Source organism: Streptomyces sp. NPDC101219 (assembly GCF_044767675.1).
Classification (GTDB): domain Bacteria; phylum Actinomycetota; class Actinomycetes; order Streptomycetales; family Streptomycetaceae; genus Streptomyces.
On sequence record NZ_JBIWOK010000007.1, the window covers coordinates 125,195 to 138,710 of the forward strand.

A 13,516-nucleotide genomic window follows, 5' to 3' on the forward strand; every position below is an offset into this window, starting at 1 on the left:
GTACGACGGCCGGTCTCAGCCGTCCGTCGCCGGGACCTGCGGGGCCAGCAGCACCGGCAGCCGGGTCGTCCGCGGCTTCGCCGGCACCTCGGCCACCGCACGCGGCAACGCCTGCTCCACGCCGTGCACCACCGACAGGTGCCGGTCCGCCCGGCCGAACGCCGTGTAGACCCAGGGACGGCTCAGAAGCCCGGCCGCGTCGCCCGGCAGCACCACGACCACCGCGGGCCACCGACAGCCCACCGCCTGGTGCGCGGTCAGCGCCCACCCGTGCCGCACGGTCCGCTCCACCCGCTCCTTCGGAACGACCACGGCCTCGCCCGCGCACGACAGATGCAGGCCCTCGGCGTCGGCGCGCACCACGCGACCCGTCACCGTGCGCCCCGGGGCGGGGGAGTGGGCGATCCGGTCGCCGGGGTCGAAGCCGCCGAAGCGGCCGGGGCCGGGATTGAGCCGCTCCTTGAGCGCCGCGTTCAGGGCCCGCGTGCCCACCGCGCCGCCGTGGCCGGGGGTGATGACCTGGGTCTCGTCGGCCGGTACCCCGATCGCCCGCGGCACGGAGTCCGCCACGAGCTGCACCGTCCGGTGCACCGCCTCGCCCGCATCCCGCACCGGCACGATCACGACCTCCTTGCCGGGGGCCTCGACCGCGAGCAGCTCACCGGCCCCGATCCCCGAGACCAGCTCGCCCAGCGGACCCGGGTCCGGCCGCCGGGAGGCCACCTGCGGGCACGCCCGAGCCGCCAGCAGATCCGCGAACACCCGGCCCGGCCCGGCCGACCACAGCACGCCCGGGTCCCCGGCCAGCACCAGACGGGCGCCGTCCGGCAGCGACTCGGTGAGCAGCGCGGCGGCCTCCACGTCCAGCTGCGGGGCGTCCAGCACGACCAGCAGGTCGAGAGCCAGGGCCCCTTCGGCGTCCCGTCCCGGCCCTTCGGCGCCGGACAGCAGCCCGGTCACCGTGGCGACCCCCGGCTCCCCGCTGCCCGATGCCTCCAGCAGCGCCGCGAAGGAATTCCGGCCGGCCGGGCCGTGCGTGGCCGCCCAGGCGCGCAGCCCGAGCCGGCGCGCGGCCCCCAGCAGGGCCGCCGGTTCGGCGACCGAGGCGGCACCGCCGGTGTGCAGCACCAGGCCGTGTCCGGCCACGGCACGGATCAGCTCGGCCGCCGATCCCTCCGCGGCGCCGGCCGCGCGCTCCCAGTCGGCGCCCGAACCGTCCTCCTTCGGCACCGAGTTCACCAGCCGCGCCAGTCCGTCGGCCAGGCTCTCCTCCGCCATCGCGTACCGCTCGAGTCCCACCAGGACCCGGACCGGACGCTCCTCCTCGGCGTCCTCGGCGTCCTCGGCGTCCTCGGCCCCGGCCTCCGCGGCCGCGGGCGCGGCCGGTGCCGGGCCGTCGTCGAGGGCGTCCTGGAAGACCAGGACGTCACCCTCCGCGATGGCGTCCTGGACGGCCGTCTCCGCGTCGGGCACGCCCTGCCGCGCGAGCGCGGTGGTCAGCGCGGTCATGTCGAGGGCGGTGTGTCCGGCAGTCGCCGCCTGCTCCAGCAGCCACACGGTGACCGCGCGCCCCCTGCGGGTGTCGTCCGGTCCGGCCTCCGCGCCGAGCAGCGACCGCGCGAACCCGTCGGCCTGCTCGGGCCGCACCCCGGTGACCCGCAGCAGCTGCCAGGGATCGGCCCGCAGCGCCTCGGCGCCCCCCTCACCGAGGACGGAGGCCGCGGGTCCGGCCAGTGCCTCGGGCGCGCCACCCTGGAGCAGCACCTCCCGCACCGCCCCGACGGTCTCGGCGGGCGGGGGAGCCGCCTCGGCGGGGGCCGCCACCGGGGCCCGGCGCACCGGTTCGGGCGCCGGGCGCCGCGGGGCGGGCTCGGGCTCCTCGAACACCGTGGTGGCCACCGACTGCGCACCGCTCTCCACGGCCCGCACGGCGGCCAGCAGGTCGGCCGCCTTTCCGCTCAGCTTGGCCCCGGCCTCCACCGGCCCCTGCCGCTGCGCCTTCCGCCGCTCGATCCGCTCCCGCTCGATGCGCTGCGCCTGAAGCTCCGCCTCGGCCTCGGACAGCTCCGCGCCCTCGCCCGGTGCCCCTTCGGCCACCGGGCCCCCGGCCGCCGCCTGCGTGTCGGCGTCCGGCGCCTCGGTGGGTGCCTGTCCGCCGGGCGCCGCGTCCTGGCCCGGCGCGCTCTCCGCCCCCGGCCTGTCGCCAGGTGTGCTCTCCGCCTCCGGCGCCTCGCCCGGTGCCGCTCCGGCCGGCGGCTGCGTGTCCCCGGTGTCCCCGCCCGCCGTGGCCGTCTCCCGCGCCTCGGCGTCCGGTGCTGCGGCGTCCGGTGCGCCCGCGACCCGGCCGGTCTCCGCCTCACCCGGCGTCCCCGGCCCGGCGTCCTCCGTGGTCTTGGACGGCTCCGTGCTCACAGCGTGCTCCAGTCGTGATCGGGATAGCGGTGCACGGGCGCCGACACGTCGTCGAGCGCCCGGCAGATCTCGTCAGGAAGAGTAAGCGCCTCCACTGACAACGCCGCCGCGAGCTGCTGCGCGGTGCGCGCCCCCACCACGGGCGCGGTCACACCGGGCCGGTCGCGCACCCATGCCAGGGCGACCTGGAGCGCGGTCACCGCGAGCCCGTCCGCCGCCGTGGTCACCGCGTCCACGATGCGGGCGGCGGTGTCGTCGAGGTACGGCGCGACGAAGGGCGCGAGGTGCTCGGAGGCGCCGCGCGAGTCGGCCGGCGTGGCGTCGTTGCGGTACTTGCCCGTCAGCACGCCCCGGCCGAGCGGCGAGGACGGCAGCAGTCCGACGCCCAGGTCGAGCGCGGCGGGCAGCACCTCCCGCTCCACACCGCGCTGCAGCAGCGAGTACTCCATCTGGGTGCTCGCGAGCCGGGTCCGCCCGCCCGGTACCGCCAGCTGCCAGGTCGCCGCCTTGGCCAGCTGCCAGCCGCAGAAGTTGGACACCCCGGCATAGCGGGCCCGCCCGCTGGCGACGGCCGTGTCGAGTGCCTGGAGGGTCTCCTCCAGCGGGGTCTCCGGGTCGTAGGCGTGGACGTGCCACACGTCGACGTACTCGGTGCCCAGGCGGGCGAGCGAGGCGTCCAGGGCGGAGAGCAGGTGCCGGCGCGAGCCGTCGAAGCGCCGGTCCGGGTCCCGGACGCTGCCCGCCTTCGTTGAGATCACGAGGTCCCGGCGCGGCACCAGTCCGTCCATCAGCCTGCCGAGCAGGTACTCGGACTCCCCGTCGCCGTACACGTCCGCGGTGTCGACGAGGGTGCCGCCCGCTTCCCAGAACGTCTTCAGCAGGTCCGCGGCGTCATGCTCGTCGGTGTCCCGACCCCAGGTCAGGGTCCCGAGCCCGATCCGGGACACACGCAGGCCGGTACGGCCGAGATGCCTCTGCTCCATGAACGCCGAGATTACTGGCCGGGGACGGCGGTGTGAGGGCCTGTGGACAACGATTTCCGTGCGGGTCCCGGGACCCGGCGGCCGGACCCCGGACGGGCGCCGGCGGCCTCCTCGGGGCGGGCCGGCCGGACCGCCGGAGGTATAGGGTCGGCGGACAAGCGACGTTACTCATCGGTAAGGGGAGAGGGTCATGCAGCTCGGGATCAACCTCGGCTACTGGGGCGCCGGAATGGACGCGGACAATCTCGCCGTGGCGCAGGAGGCGGACCGCCTCGGCTACGCGGTCTGCTGGGCCGCCGAGGCCTACGGGTCCGACGCCGCCACCGTGCTCACCTGGGTCGCCGCCCAGACCGAGCGGATCGACGTCGGCTCGGCCATCTTCCAGATCCCCGCGCGGCAGCCCGCCATGACCGCGATGACGGCCGCCACCCTGGACTCCCTGTCCGGGGGCCGCTTCCGCCTCGGCCTCGGCGTCTCCGGCCCGCAGGTCTCCGAGGGCTGGTACGGCGTCAAGTTCGACAAGCCCCTCGCCCGCACGCGTGAGTACGTCGAGATCATCCGCAAGGCGATGACCCGGGAGCGCCTGACGCACGACGGCGAGCACTGGACCCTCCCGCTGCCCGGCGGCCCCGGCAAGCCGATCAAGCTGACCGTGCACCCGCAGCGCGAGCACATCCCGCTGTACATCGCCGCGATCGGCCCGAAGAACCTGGAGCAGACCGGTGAGATCGCCGACGGGGCCCTGCTGATCTTCCCCTCCGCCGAGCACCTGGAGGAGACGGCCGTCCGGCACCTGCGCGCGGGCCGGGAGAAGGCGGGCAGGACGCTCGACGGCTTCGACATCTGCCCCACCGTCCCGCTCGCCGTGGGCGACGACAAGGACGTCACCGCGCTCGCCGACACCTTCCGCCCCTACACCGCCCTGTACGTCGGCGGCATGGGCAGCCGCAAGCAGAACTTCTACAACCAGCTCGCCCGGCGCATGGGCTACGAGCAGGAGGCGGCCGAGATCCAGGACAAGTACCTGGCCGGCGACAAGCAGGGCGCCGCGGCCGCCGTGCCGCACGACCTGATCGACTCCACCACCCTGCTCGGTTCGGTGGACCGCATCGCCGACCGCATGAAGGCCTACGCCGCGGCCGGGGTCACCACCCTCACCCTCGCCCCGGCCGGATTCACCCTCGACGAGCGCCTCGCGTCGCTGCGCGCCGGCACCGAGGCCCTGGAGCGCGCCGGCCTCGCCTGAAGCCCACGGCCGTGGTGGGGGCTCGGGGGTCTTCCCCGCCACGGCCGTCACGCGGTACAACGCCCGGGCGTCGCCGCGGTTACGCCCGGGTGCCGTGCCGTCCGGCTCATGCCCGTGTCGTACGGGTCCGTCCCCCGTTCGGCGCAGTTGTCCGGCACACCTGTTGCCCCTCCCGCGCTCCGGCATTTGACTCTTTTCCTGCGAGCCCGCGGAAGAGGTGGTCACGATGCTTTCGGCCAGGAGTCTGTTCCAGGAGATCCTCGACAACGACGAGTCGTTCGCCCTGTTCTGCTCGATCGCCGCCAGCGGCGAGTCCCAGGGCGGCTGGGAGAACGCCCGCATCGCCGCCCTGGTCCCCGAGGACCAGCGCGTTCTTGCCCCCAAAATCACCCGGCACGGCGCCGACGAGGACAAACACGGCCGCATCTTCAACGCCCTGATGCGCAAGCGCGGGGTGGCACCCGTCCCCGTACCGCCCGAGACGGACTACACCATGCTGCTGGAGCGGCACGGGATCGGCCTGGCCCACGGCAGGCTGCGGCGCGACGAGGCGCTCACCGTGCAGGACATCGTCACCTACCTGGCCCACAGCCGGGTCACCGAGCAGCGGGCGTCCGAGCAGATGGAACTGCTCCGCAAGCACTTCGCCGACCACCCCGAACTGGGCCGCGCGGTCCGCATGATCTCCCACGACGAGGACAACCACCTCGCCTACTGCCACGAGGAACTGCTGCGCCTGGCCCGCGCCGGTCACGGCCGCGCCATCCAGCGCGCCCTGCGGGAGTGCGCGCTCGCCGAGATCAGGATCTACCGGGACGTCAGCCTCGCGGTGATGGCCCACATGGGCCGCATCCTGGGCTGGTCCCGGCCCAGGGCCGCGCTGCTGGCCGCGGGCATCCACGCCATGTACGCCTACGAGCGGCTGGCCGGCTGGCACCGCATGGTCTCGCTGCGGATCCCGGAGCGCCGCAACGCCCTGGGCGGCCCGCCGGCCACCGCGCCGGAATTCGCCTGAGGCACCGACCCGGCCGCGCGTCCCGCCCGTCCGCCCGACGGACGGGACGCGCCCGGGCCCGTCACATCCAGCCGCGCCGCTTGAACATCCGGTACAGCAGCACCTCCAGCACCACCATCAGGGCGATCAGCACCGGGTAGGCGCCGGGCCAGCTCAGTTCCGGCATGTGCTCGAAGTTCATGCCGTAGATCCCCGCGATCATGGTGGGCACCACGGCCATCGCGGCCCACGCGGAGATCTTCCGCATGTCGTCGTTCTGCCGGACGCTCATCTGCGCCAGGTGGGCCGAGAGGATGTCCGACACCAGCCGGTCCAGGCCCTCCACGGAGTCGTTCACCCGCGTCAGGTGGTCCTGCACGTCACGGAAGAAGGGGCGCGCCCGGTCCGACACGAAGGGCACACCCGCGCCGAACGTGCCGATGCCCGCCAGCCGCGTCAGCGGCATCGTCAGCGGGCCCGTGGCCCGGCGGAACTCCAGGATCTGCCGTTTGAAGGTGTAGATCCGGGACGCGGTGTGCCGCGAACCGCCGCCCTCGGGGTCGAAGACCTCGGTCTCCAGCTCCTCCAGGTCGTTCTGCAGCTCGGCCGCCACCTCCAGGTAGTGGTCCACGGTGGCGTCGGCGATCGCGTACAGCACCGACGTCGGACCCTTGCCCAGCAGCTCCGGCTCGTGCTCCAGCCGCCCGCGCACGGCCGCGAGCGGGGCGCTCTCGCCGTGCCGCACGGTCACCACGAAGCCGTCGCCGAGAAAGATCATGATCTCCCCCGAGGAGACCGTGTCGCTCTCCGCCTCGTAGGCGACCGGTTTCAGCACGACGAACAACGAGTCGTCGTAGACCTCCAGCTTGGGCCGCTGATGGGCCTTGAGGGCGTCCTCCACGGCCAGCGGGTGCAGCCCGAACTCGCGCGCGACCCGGTCGAACTCGTCCGGATCCGGCTCGTGCAGCCCGATCCAGACGAAGCCGCCCGCCTCCCGCGCCTGGTCCAGCGCGTCGGAGAAGTCCCCGGGTGCCTTCGTCCGCCGCCCCTCGCGGTACACCGCACAGTCGACGATCACGGACCGTATTCTCCCCTCGCCTGCCCCGCACCGCACCGGTGCGGGCGCCTACCCTGGGCCGCATGCCCACGTTGCTCCTGGTCCGGCACGGACGTTCCACCGCCAACACCGAGGGACTGCTCGCCGGCCGCACGCCGGGCGTCGCCCTCGACGACCGCGGGGCCGCACAGGCCGCCGCGCTGCCCGCCCGCCTGGCGGAACTCCCGCTCAGCGAGGTCGTCGTCAGCCCGCTCCAGCGCTGCCAGGAGACCGTCCGGCCGCTGCTCGACGCCCGCCCGGGCCTCACCGCGCACACCGACGACCGCATCGGCGAGTGCGACTACGGCGACTGGACGGGACGCAAACTCGCCGACCTCAAGGACGAACCCCTCATGGAGGTGGTGCAGGCGCATCCCTCGGCGGCCGCCTTCCCCGGCGGGGAGTCCATGCGCGCCATGCAGACCCGCGCCGCCGAGGCGGTGCGGGAGTGGAACGCGCGCGTGGAGCACGAGCACGGCGCCGACGCCGTCTATCTCATGTGTTCGCACGGGGACATCATCAAGTCCCTCGTCGCGGACGCACTCGGACTTCATCTCGACCTCTTCCAGCGGATCTCCGTGGAACCGTGTTCCATCACCGCGATCCGTTACACCCGGCTGCGCCCCTTCCTCGTCCGCCTCGGCGACACCGGGGACTTCGCCTCGCTGGCGCCGCGCGAGGAGCCGCCGGCCCAGGACGCCCCGGTCGGGGGCGGTGCGGGCGCACCGTGATCGTCGGCCGCAGTAGGGTGAAGCGGTCGCAGCAGTGCCCCCTCGAACCGACGCCCGTGCCCACCACTCTCAATGGAGACAGGACGTGTCCCGTCAGGTGTTCCTCTACGACCAGCCGGAACGTTTCGTGGCCGGTACGGTCGGACTGCCAGGGCGCCGTACGTTCTTCCTCCAGGCTTCCGCCGGTTCCCGCGTGACCAGTGTGGCCCTGGAGAAGACCCAGGTCGCGGCGCTCGCCGAACGCATGGACGAACTGCTCGACGAGGTCGTGCGCCGCAGCGGCGGCAACGCCGCGGTCCCGGCCATGGCACCCGCCGACGTCCCCGACACCGCCCCGCTGCAGACGCCGGTGGAGGAGGAGTTCCGGGTCGGCACCATGGCCCTCGCCTGGGACGGCGAGGAACAGTGCATGATCGTCGAGGCGCAGGCCCTCGTCGAACTCGACGCCGAGTCCGAGGAGGACCTCGCCGAGGCCGAGGAGCGGCTGCTCCAGGACGAGGAGAACGGGCCCCCGATGCTCCGGGTCCGCCTCACCGGCGCCCAGGCCCGGGCCTTCGCCAAACGCGCCCTGGACGTCGTCAACGCCGGACGGCCGCCGTGCCCGCTGTGCAGTCTCCCGCTCGACCCGGAAGGACACGTATGTCCGCGCCAGAACGGATACCGCCGCGGAGCGTGACCCCCGTCGACCCGGCCGCCACGACCCTGCTCGCCGAGGGCGTACTGACCGTGCGCGGCCGCATCCGCGAGGCGTCCAACGCGGCGCTGTACTGCACCGTCACCCACGAGGGGCGCGAGGCCGCCTGCGTCTACAAGCCGGTCGCCGGGGAGCGCCCCCTGTGGGACTTCCCGGACGGCACGCTGGCCGCGCGGGAGGTCGCCGCGTACCTGGTCTCCGCCGCCACCGGCTGGGACCTCGTACCGCCCACCGTGCTGCGCGACGGCCCCTACGGCCAGGGCATGTGCCAGCTGTGGGTGGAGGCGGTGCCGGACAGCGCCCTGCTCGCCGTGGTCGAGCGCGAGGAGCCCGAACCCGGCTGGAAGGCCATCGGCTTCGTCGAGGCCGAGGAGGACCGCACCGCCCTGCTGGTGCACGCCGACGACCCGCGGCTGCGCCGGCTGGCCGTGCTCGACGCGGTGATCAACAACGCCGACCGCAAGGGCGGCCACCTGCTGCCCGCCGGGGACGGCCGCCTCTACGGCATCGACCACGGCGTCACCTTCCATACCGAGGACAAGCTGCGCACCCTGCTGTGGGGCTGGGCGGGCGAACCGCTGACGGAGGAGGCCCGCGAGGTGCTCACCCGTCTCGGCAAGGCCCTCGCCGAGGACGGCCCGCTCGCCGCGGCGCTCGCGCCGCTGATCACCACCGGGGAGACCGACGCCACCCGGGCGCGCGTCGCGGCCCTGCTCGCCTCCGGCACGCACCCGGTCCCGGGCGGTCAGTGGCCCGCGATCCCCTGGCCCCCTGTCTAGGAAGCCGGGCTCCCGCGGCACACCGGGCGCCCGCACGCAAGAGTGCCTTCACGGCCATCCGGCCCGCTCCGGTTCGTATCCGGAACTCCGGTCCGGTTAGGCTCGAACCATGCATGCCTGGCCCGCTTCCGAAGTCCCCGCCCTGCCCGGTCAGGGCCGCGACCTGAGGATCCACGACACCGCGACCGGTGGACCCGTCACCCTCGACCCCGGCCCCGTCGCCCGCATCTACGTGTGCGGCATCACCCCGTACGACGCGACCCACATCGGGCACGCGGCGACGTACAACGCGTTCGACCTCGTGCAGCGCGTGTGGCTCGACACCAAGCGGCAGGTTCACTACGTCCAGAACGTCACGGACATCGACGACCCGCTGCTGGAGCGGGCGGAGCGCGACGACGTCGACTGGGCGGCCCTCGCCGAGCGGGAGACGGCCCTGTTCCGCGAGGACATGACGGCCCTGCGGATGCTCCCCCCGCGGCACTACATAGGCGCGGTGGAGGCCATACCGGGCATCGTCCCGCTGGTGGAGCGGCTCCGGGACCTCGGTGCCGCCTACGAACTCGACGGCGACATCTACTTCTCGGTCGACTCCGACCCGCACTTCGGCGAGGTCTCGCACCTGGACGCCGCCGCCATGCGGCTGCTCTCGGCCGAGCGCGGCGGCGACCCGGACCGGCCGGGCAAGAAGGACCCGGTCGACCCCATGCTCTGGATGGCCGCCCGCGAGGGCGAGCCGAGCTGGGACGGCGGCTCACTGGGCCGGGGCCGTCCCGGCTGGCACATCGAGTGCGTCGCCATCGCCCTCGACCACCTCGGCATGGGCTTCGACGTCCAGGGCGGCGGCTCGGACCTGGTCTTCCCGCACCACGAGATGGGCGCCTCGCACGCCCAGGTGCTCACCGGCGAGTTCCCCATGGCCAAGGCGTACGTGCACGCCGGCATGGTCGCCCTGCACGGCGAGAAGATGTCCAAGTCCAAGGGCAACCTGGTCTTCGTCTCCGCCCTGCGCCGCGACGGGGTCGACCCGGCGGCGATCCGCCTGGCGCTGCTCGCCCACCACTACCGGGCCGACTGGGAGTGGACCGACCAGGTCCTTCAGGACGCCCGGACCCGGCTCGCGCACTGGCGCGCGGCGGTCTCCCGGCCCGACGGCCCGCCCGCCGACGCCCTCGTGGAGGAGATCCGCGACGCGCTCGCCAACGACCTGGACGCCCCCGCGGCCCTGGCCGCGGTCGACCGCTGGGTCGTCCTGCAGGAGAGCAAAGGCGGCACGGACACCGGCGCGCCCGGGGTCGTCTCCCGCGCGGTCGACGCCCTGCTCGGCGTCGCGCTGTAGTCCGCCCCGCGCGATAACGCGCGGACACGGATCAGGGCTCCCGTCCACGGGCGGGAGCCCTGATCCGTCTCACTCCTCCGACGGCTCCTCGCCGTCCGGTCCGGTGCCGGTGTCCGTCTCCGGCTTCGGCGGTCTCGACGGCCGGGCCCGGCCGCCCGGGGCGTCCTTGCGGTAGGACGGGCCGTCACCGCCGTCGGTGGCGTGCCCGCCGGCCGAGGGACCCGACGCCCCGTCACGGCGCCGCAGGTACCGCTCGAACTCGCGGGCGATCGCCTCGCCGGAGGCCTCGGGCAGCTCGGCGGTGTCCCGGGCCTCCTCCAGCGACTGCACGTACTCGGAGACCTCGCTGTCCTCGGCGGCCAGCTGGTCCACGCCCACCTGCCAGGCCCGCGCGTCCTCGGCCAGTTCGCCCAGCGGGATGCGCACGTCGATCAGGTCCTCCAGGCGGTTCAGGAGGGCCAGTGTGGCCTTCGGGTTGGGCGGCTGCGACACGTAGTGCGGCACCGCCGCCCACAGCGACACCGCCGGGACACCGGCGTGCGTGCACGCCTCCTGGAGGATGCCGACGATGCCCGTGGGGCCCTCGTACTTGGTCTCCTCCAGGCCCATGCGGCGGGCGAGGTCGGGATCCGACGTGGTCCCGCTGATCGGCACCGGACGGGTGTGCGGGGTGTCCCCGAGCAGGGCCCCCAGGACGACCACCAGCTCCACGCCCAGTTCGTGGGCGAAGCCGAGCAGCTCGTTGCAGAACGAGCGCCACCGCATCGACGGCTCGATCCCGCGGACCAGGACCAGGTCCCGCGGCTTGTCACCGCCGACCCGCACCACCGACAGCCGCGTCGTCGGCCAGGTGACCTTGCGGACACCGGCGTCCATGAACACCGTCGGGCGGTTGACCTGGAAGTCGTAGTAGTCCTCGGCGTCCAGCGCCGCGAACACCTCGCCCTTCCATTCCCGGTCCAGGTGCGCGACCGCGGTGGAGGCGGCGTCGCCGGCGTCGTTCCAGCCCTCGAACGCGGCCACCATGACCGGGTCGATCAGCTCGGGAACCCCCTCGAGCTCGATCACCCAGCGCCTCCTTCCGACGTGCCCTCGCGTACCCCCCAACCTTACGGCGTGCCGAGGGTGCGCCCGCAGCCCCCGTGCGGGGGGAGTGCCCCATCACTGCCCGGGGAGTCCTCCGGACACACCCCCGCCGCGCCGGGCGGTGCCTCCGCGCGGCGACGGGCGAACTCCCGTGCGAGGACGCCGTGATGGGGACCGGCCGCCGCAGGGCGGGCGCCGGAGCGGGAGGCGCCCGGCGCCCCGGCCGCACGGGGCGCGGGCGGGCGTCGGGCCCACACGGGTCCGCGCACCGGCCGGCGCCCCGGCCGCCCGCCCGCGCGACCCCGCCGCCCGCCCGTGCGACCCGGCGGCGGGCACCCGCGGGTCCGGGCACGCGGAAGCGACGAGCCGCCCCTTCCGCGGGCCGGCGGCGGGCATCCCGGGTCCGGACACGCGGAAGGGGCGGCTTCCGTCGGCGTGGAACCGCCCCCGCGCCCCGTCAGGGCGCCGCGCGGGTCCGGGCTCCCGGGCCCGGACCCGCGGTTGTCCTCCCCGGTTCCCCCTACTTCCGGTCGAGGAGGTCCTGGACGCGTCCGCGGACCTCGTCCGTGGCGAGGCCGCGGATCGTCAGGGTGGTCCGGCGGCGCAGCACGTCGTCCGCCGTCTCGGCCCACTCGTGGTCCCGGGCCCAGACGACCTGCGCCCAGATCTCCGGGGCGTCCGGGTGGACGCGCTGGGCCAGCGCCGGGTCGTCGTTGGCCAGCCGCGCGATGTCGAAGGCCAGCGAGCCGTAGTGGGTGGCCAGGTGCCGGGCGGTGTCCGCCGCCATGCGGGGGCCGGGCGCCGGGCCGTCGACCAGCAGCCGGTGGGCGACCGCGCGGGGGTTGGCGACACCTGGCAGCGGCAGCTTCTTCGGCAGCGCGGAGACCGGCTCGAAGTCCTCGCCCAGCGGGTGCCCCGGCAGTGACTGCAGCTTCTGCATGACCGTACGGCCGATGTGCCGGAAGGTGGTCCACTTGCCGCCCGCGACGGACAGCATGCCGGCCCGGCCCTCGGTCACCACGGTCTCCCGCTTGGCCTTGGCGGTGTTGCCGGGGCCGCCGGGCAGCACCCGCAGCCCGGCGAAGGCGTAGGTGATCAGGTCACGGTCGAGCTGCTGGTCGCGGATGGAGAACGCGGCCTCGTCGAGTATCTGGGCGACGTCCTTGTCGTTGACGGCGACGTCCGCCGGGTCGCCCTCGAACTCCTCGTCGGTCGTGCCGAGGAGCAGCATGTCCTCCCAGGGCAGGGCGAAGGTGATGCGGTATTTGTCGATCGGGGTGGCGAGCGCGGCCCTCCAGGGGGAGGTGCGCTTGAGCACCAGGTGGGCGCCCTTCGACAGCCGGATCGACGGGGCTGCCGCCGGGTCCTCCATGCGGCGCAGGTGGTCGACCCACGGACCGGTCGCGTTGAGCACCAGGCGCGCGTCCACCCCGAACTCGTCGCCGGAGAGCCGGTCGCGCAGTTCGGCACCGGTGACCCGGCCCTTGGTGAAGCGCAGGCCGGTCACCTCGGCGTGGTTGAGGACGACGGCGCCCGACTCGGCGGCCGCGCGGACCGTCATCAGCGCCATGCGCGCGTCGTTCATCTGGTCGTCGCCGTACACGGCCACGGCCTTGAGGTTGTCGGTGCGCAGCTCCGGCACGTCCTGCGCCGCCTTGGCGGGGGAGAGCAGGTGGCCGACGCCGTCGCCGAAGGCCGACAGCGCCGAGTAGGCGAAGACGCCGGCTCCCAGCTTCGCCGCGCCGTGCGGTCCGCCCTTGTAGACCGGCAGGTAGAAGGTGAGCGGGTTCGACAGGTGGGGGGCCACCTGCCGGGAGACCGCACGGCGCTCGAAGTGGTTCTCCGCGACCAGCTTCACGGCGCCGGTCTGCAGGTAGCGCAGGCCGCCGTGGAGCAGCTTCGAGGAGGCGGAGGAGGTCGCGCCGGCGAAGTCACCGGCGTCCACCAGAGCCACCCTGAGGCCGGACTGCGCGGCGTGCCAGGCGGTCGAGATGCCCAGGATGCCGCCGCCGATGACGAGAAGGTCGTACGACGCCTTGGAGAGCCGCTCCCGGGTCTCGGCCCGGCTCGGGTTCGAGCCGGATGCCGGGTGCGTCCCCAGGGCAGGCACGGACTGCAGGGTGGACTGAGTGGTCATGTCGGGTTCTAACTCCTCG

Annotated in this window: 11 protein-coding genes; 6 read left to right on the forward strand and 5 right to left on the reverse strand. The window is 74.3% G+C overall.

Annotated elements, in window-relative coordinates:
* Positions 1-15: 15 nt before the first annotated feature.
* Together ACIRPP_RS15775 and ACIRPP_RS15780 are read right to left on the reverse strand one after the other, a co-directional pair.
* The gene (locus ACIRPP_RS15775) at positions 16-2,412 is read right to left on the reverse strand and encodes a helix-hairpin-helix domain-containing protein (RefSeq protein ID WP_403642465.1); all 2,397 of its coding nucleotides are present in this window, start codon (positions 2,410-2,412) and stop codon (positions 16-18) included.
* Positions 2,409-3,395 carry an aldo/keto reductase gene (locus ACIRPP_RS15780; RefSeq protein WP_403642468.1) on the reverse strand — a complete coding sequence of 329 codons (987 nt, stop codon included), beginning with the start codon at positions 3,393-3,395 and terminating at the stop codon, positions 2,409-2,411. The genes ACIRPP_RS15775 and ACIRPP_RS15780 overlap by 4 nt, the downstream gene beginning before the upstream one ends.
* Positions 3,396-3,585: 190 nt before the next feature.
* Between ACIRPP_RS15780 and ACIRPP_RS15785 the strand changes: the two genes are divergently transcribed.
* On the forward strand, positions 3,586-4,641 hold the full coding sequence (locus tag ACIRPP_RS15785) for an LLM class F420-dependent oxidoreductase (RefSeq protein WP_403642471.1): 1,056 nt from the start codon (positions 3,586-3,588) through the stop codon (positions 4,639-4,641).
* A 226-nt stretch (positions 4,642-4,867) separates the two neighbouring features.
* Positions 4,868-5,656, forward strand: coding sequence for a ferritin-like domain-containing protein (locus ACIRPP_RS15790; protein WP_403642474.1), 789 nt, complete (start codon positions 4,868-4,870; stop codon positions 5,654-5,656).
* Positions 5,657-5,717: 61 nt separating this feature from the next.
* Here the strand turns inward: ACIRPP_RS15790 and corA are convergent, their stop codons facing one another.
* Positions 5,718-6,713, reverse strand: coding sequence for a magnesium/cobalt transporter CorA (gene corA, locus ACIRPP_RS15795; RefSeq protein WP_403642477.1), 996 nt, complete (start codon positions 6,711-6,713; stop codon positions 5,718-5,720).
* A gap of 62 nt (positions 6,714-6,775) precedes the next feature.
* On the opposite strand from corA, the gene ACIRPP_RS15800 reads away from it, so the two are divergent.
* The 4 genes from ACIRPP_RS15800 to mshC all read left to right on the forward strand — a co-directional run bounded on the left by ACIRPP_RS15800 (position 6,776) and on the right by mshC (position 10,274).
* Positions 6,776-7,462 (forward strand): histidine phosphatase family protein, encoded by a 687-nt coding sequence (locus ACIRPP_RS15800; protein WP_403642479.1) that lies wholly within the window; start codon positions 6,776-6,778, stop codon positions 7,460-7,462.
* Positions 7,463-7,547: 85 nt separating this feature from the next.
* Entirely contained in the window at positions 7,548-8,138 is a 591-nt protein-coding gene (locus ACIRPP_RS15805; protein WP_164337358.1) for a DUF3090 domain-containing protein, read from the forward strand.
* Positions 8,102-8,935 carry an SCO1664 family protein gene (locus ACIRPP_RS15810; RefSeq protein WP_403642482.1) on the forward strand — a complete coding sequence of 278 codons (834 nt, stop codon included), beginning with the start codon at positions 8,102-8,104 and terminating at the stop codon, positions 8,933-8,935. Before ACIRPP_RS15805 ends, ACIRPP_RS15810 begins: the two co-directional genes overlap by 37 nt.
* A 109-nt stretch (positions 8,936-9,044) precedes the next feature.
* The gene (gene mshC, locus ACIRPP_RS15815; protein WP_403642485.1) at positions 9,045-10,274 is read left to right on the forward strand and encodes a cysteine--1-D-myo-inosityl 2-amino-2-deoxy-alpha-D-glucopyranoside ligase; all 1,230 of its coding nucleotides are present in this window, start codon (positions 9,045-9,047) and stop codon (positions 10,272-10,274) included.
* Positions 10,275-10,343: 69 nt separating this feature from the next.
* Here the strand turns inward: mshC and ACIRPP_RS15820 are convergent, their stop codons facing one another.
* Together ACIRPP_RS15820 and ACIRPP_RS15825 are read right to left on the reverse strand one after the other, a co-directional pair.
* Positions 10,344-11,342: a PAC2 family protein gene (locus tag ACIRPP_RS15820; RefSeq protein WP_403642488.1), complete on the reverse strand. Its 999-nt coding sequence runs from the start codon at positions 11,340-11,342 to the stop codon at positions 10,344-10,346.
* Positions 11,343-11,880: 538 nt separating this feature from the next.
* The gene (locus tag ACIRPP_RS15825; RefSeq protein ID WP_403642490.1) at positions 11,881-13,497 is read right to left on the reverse strand and encodes an FAD-dependent oxidoreductase; all 1,617 of its coding nucleotides are present in this window, start codon (positions 13,495-13,497) and stop codon (positions 11,881-11,883) included.
* Positions 13,498-13,516: the final 19 nt, after the last annotated feature.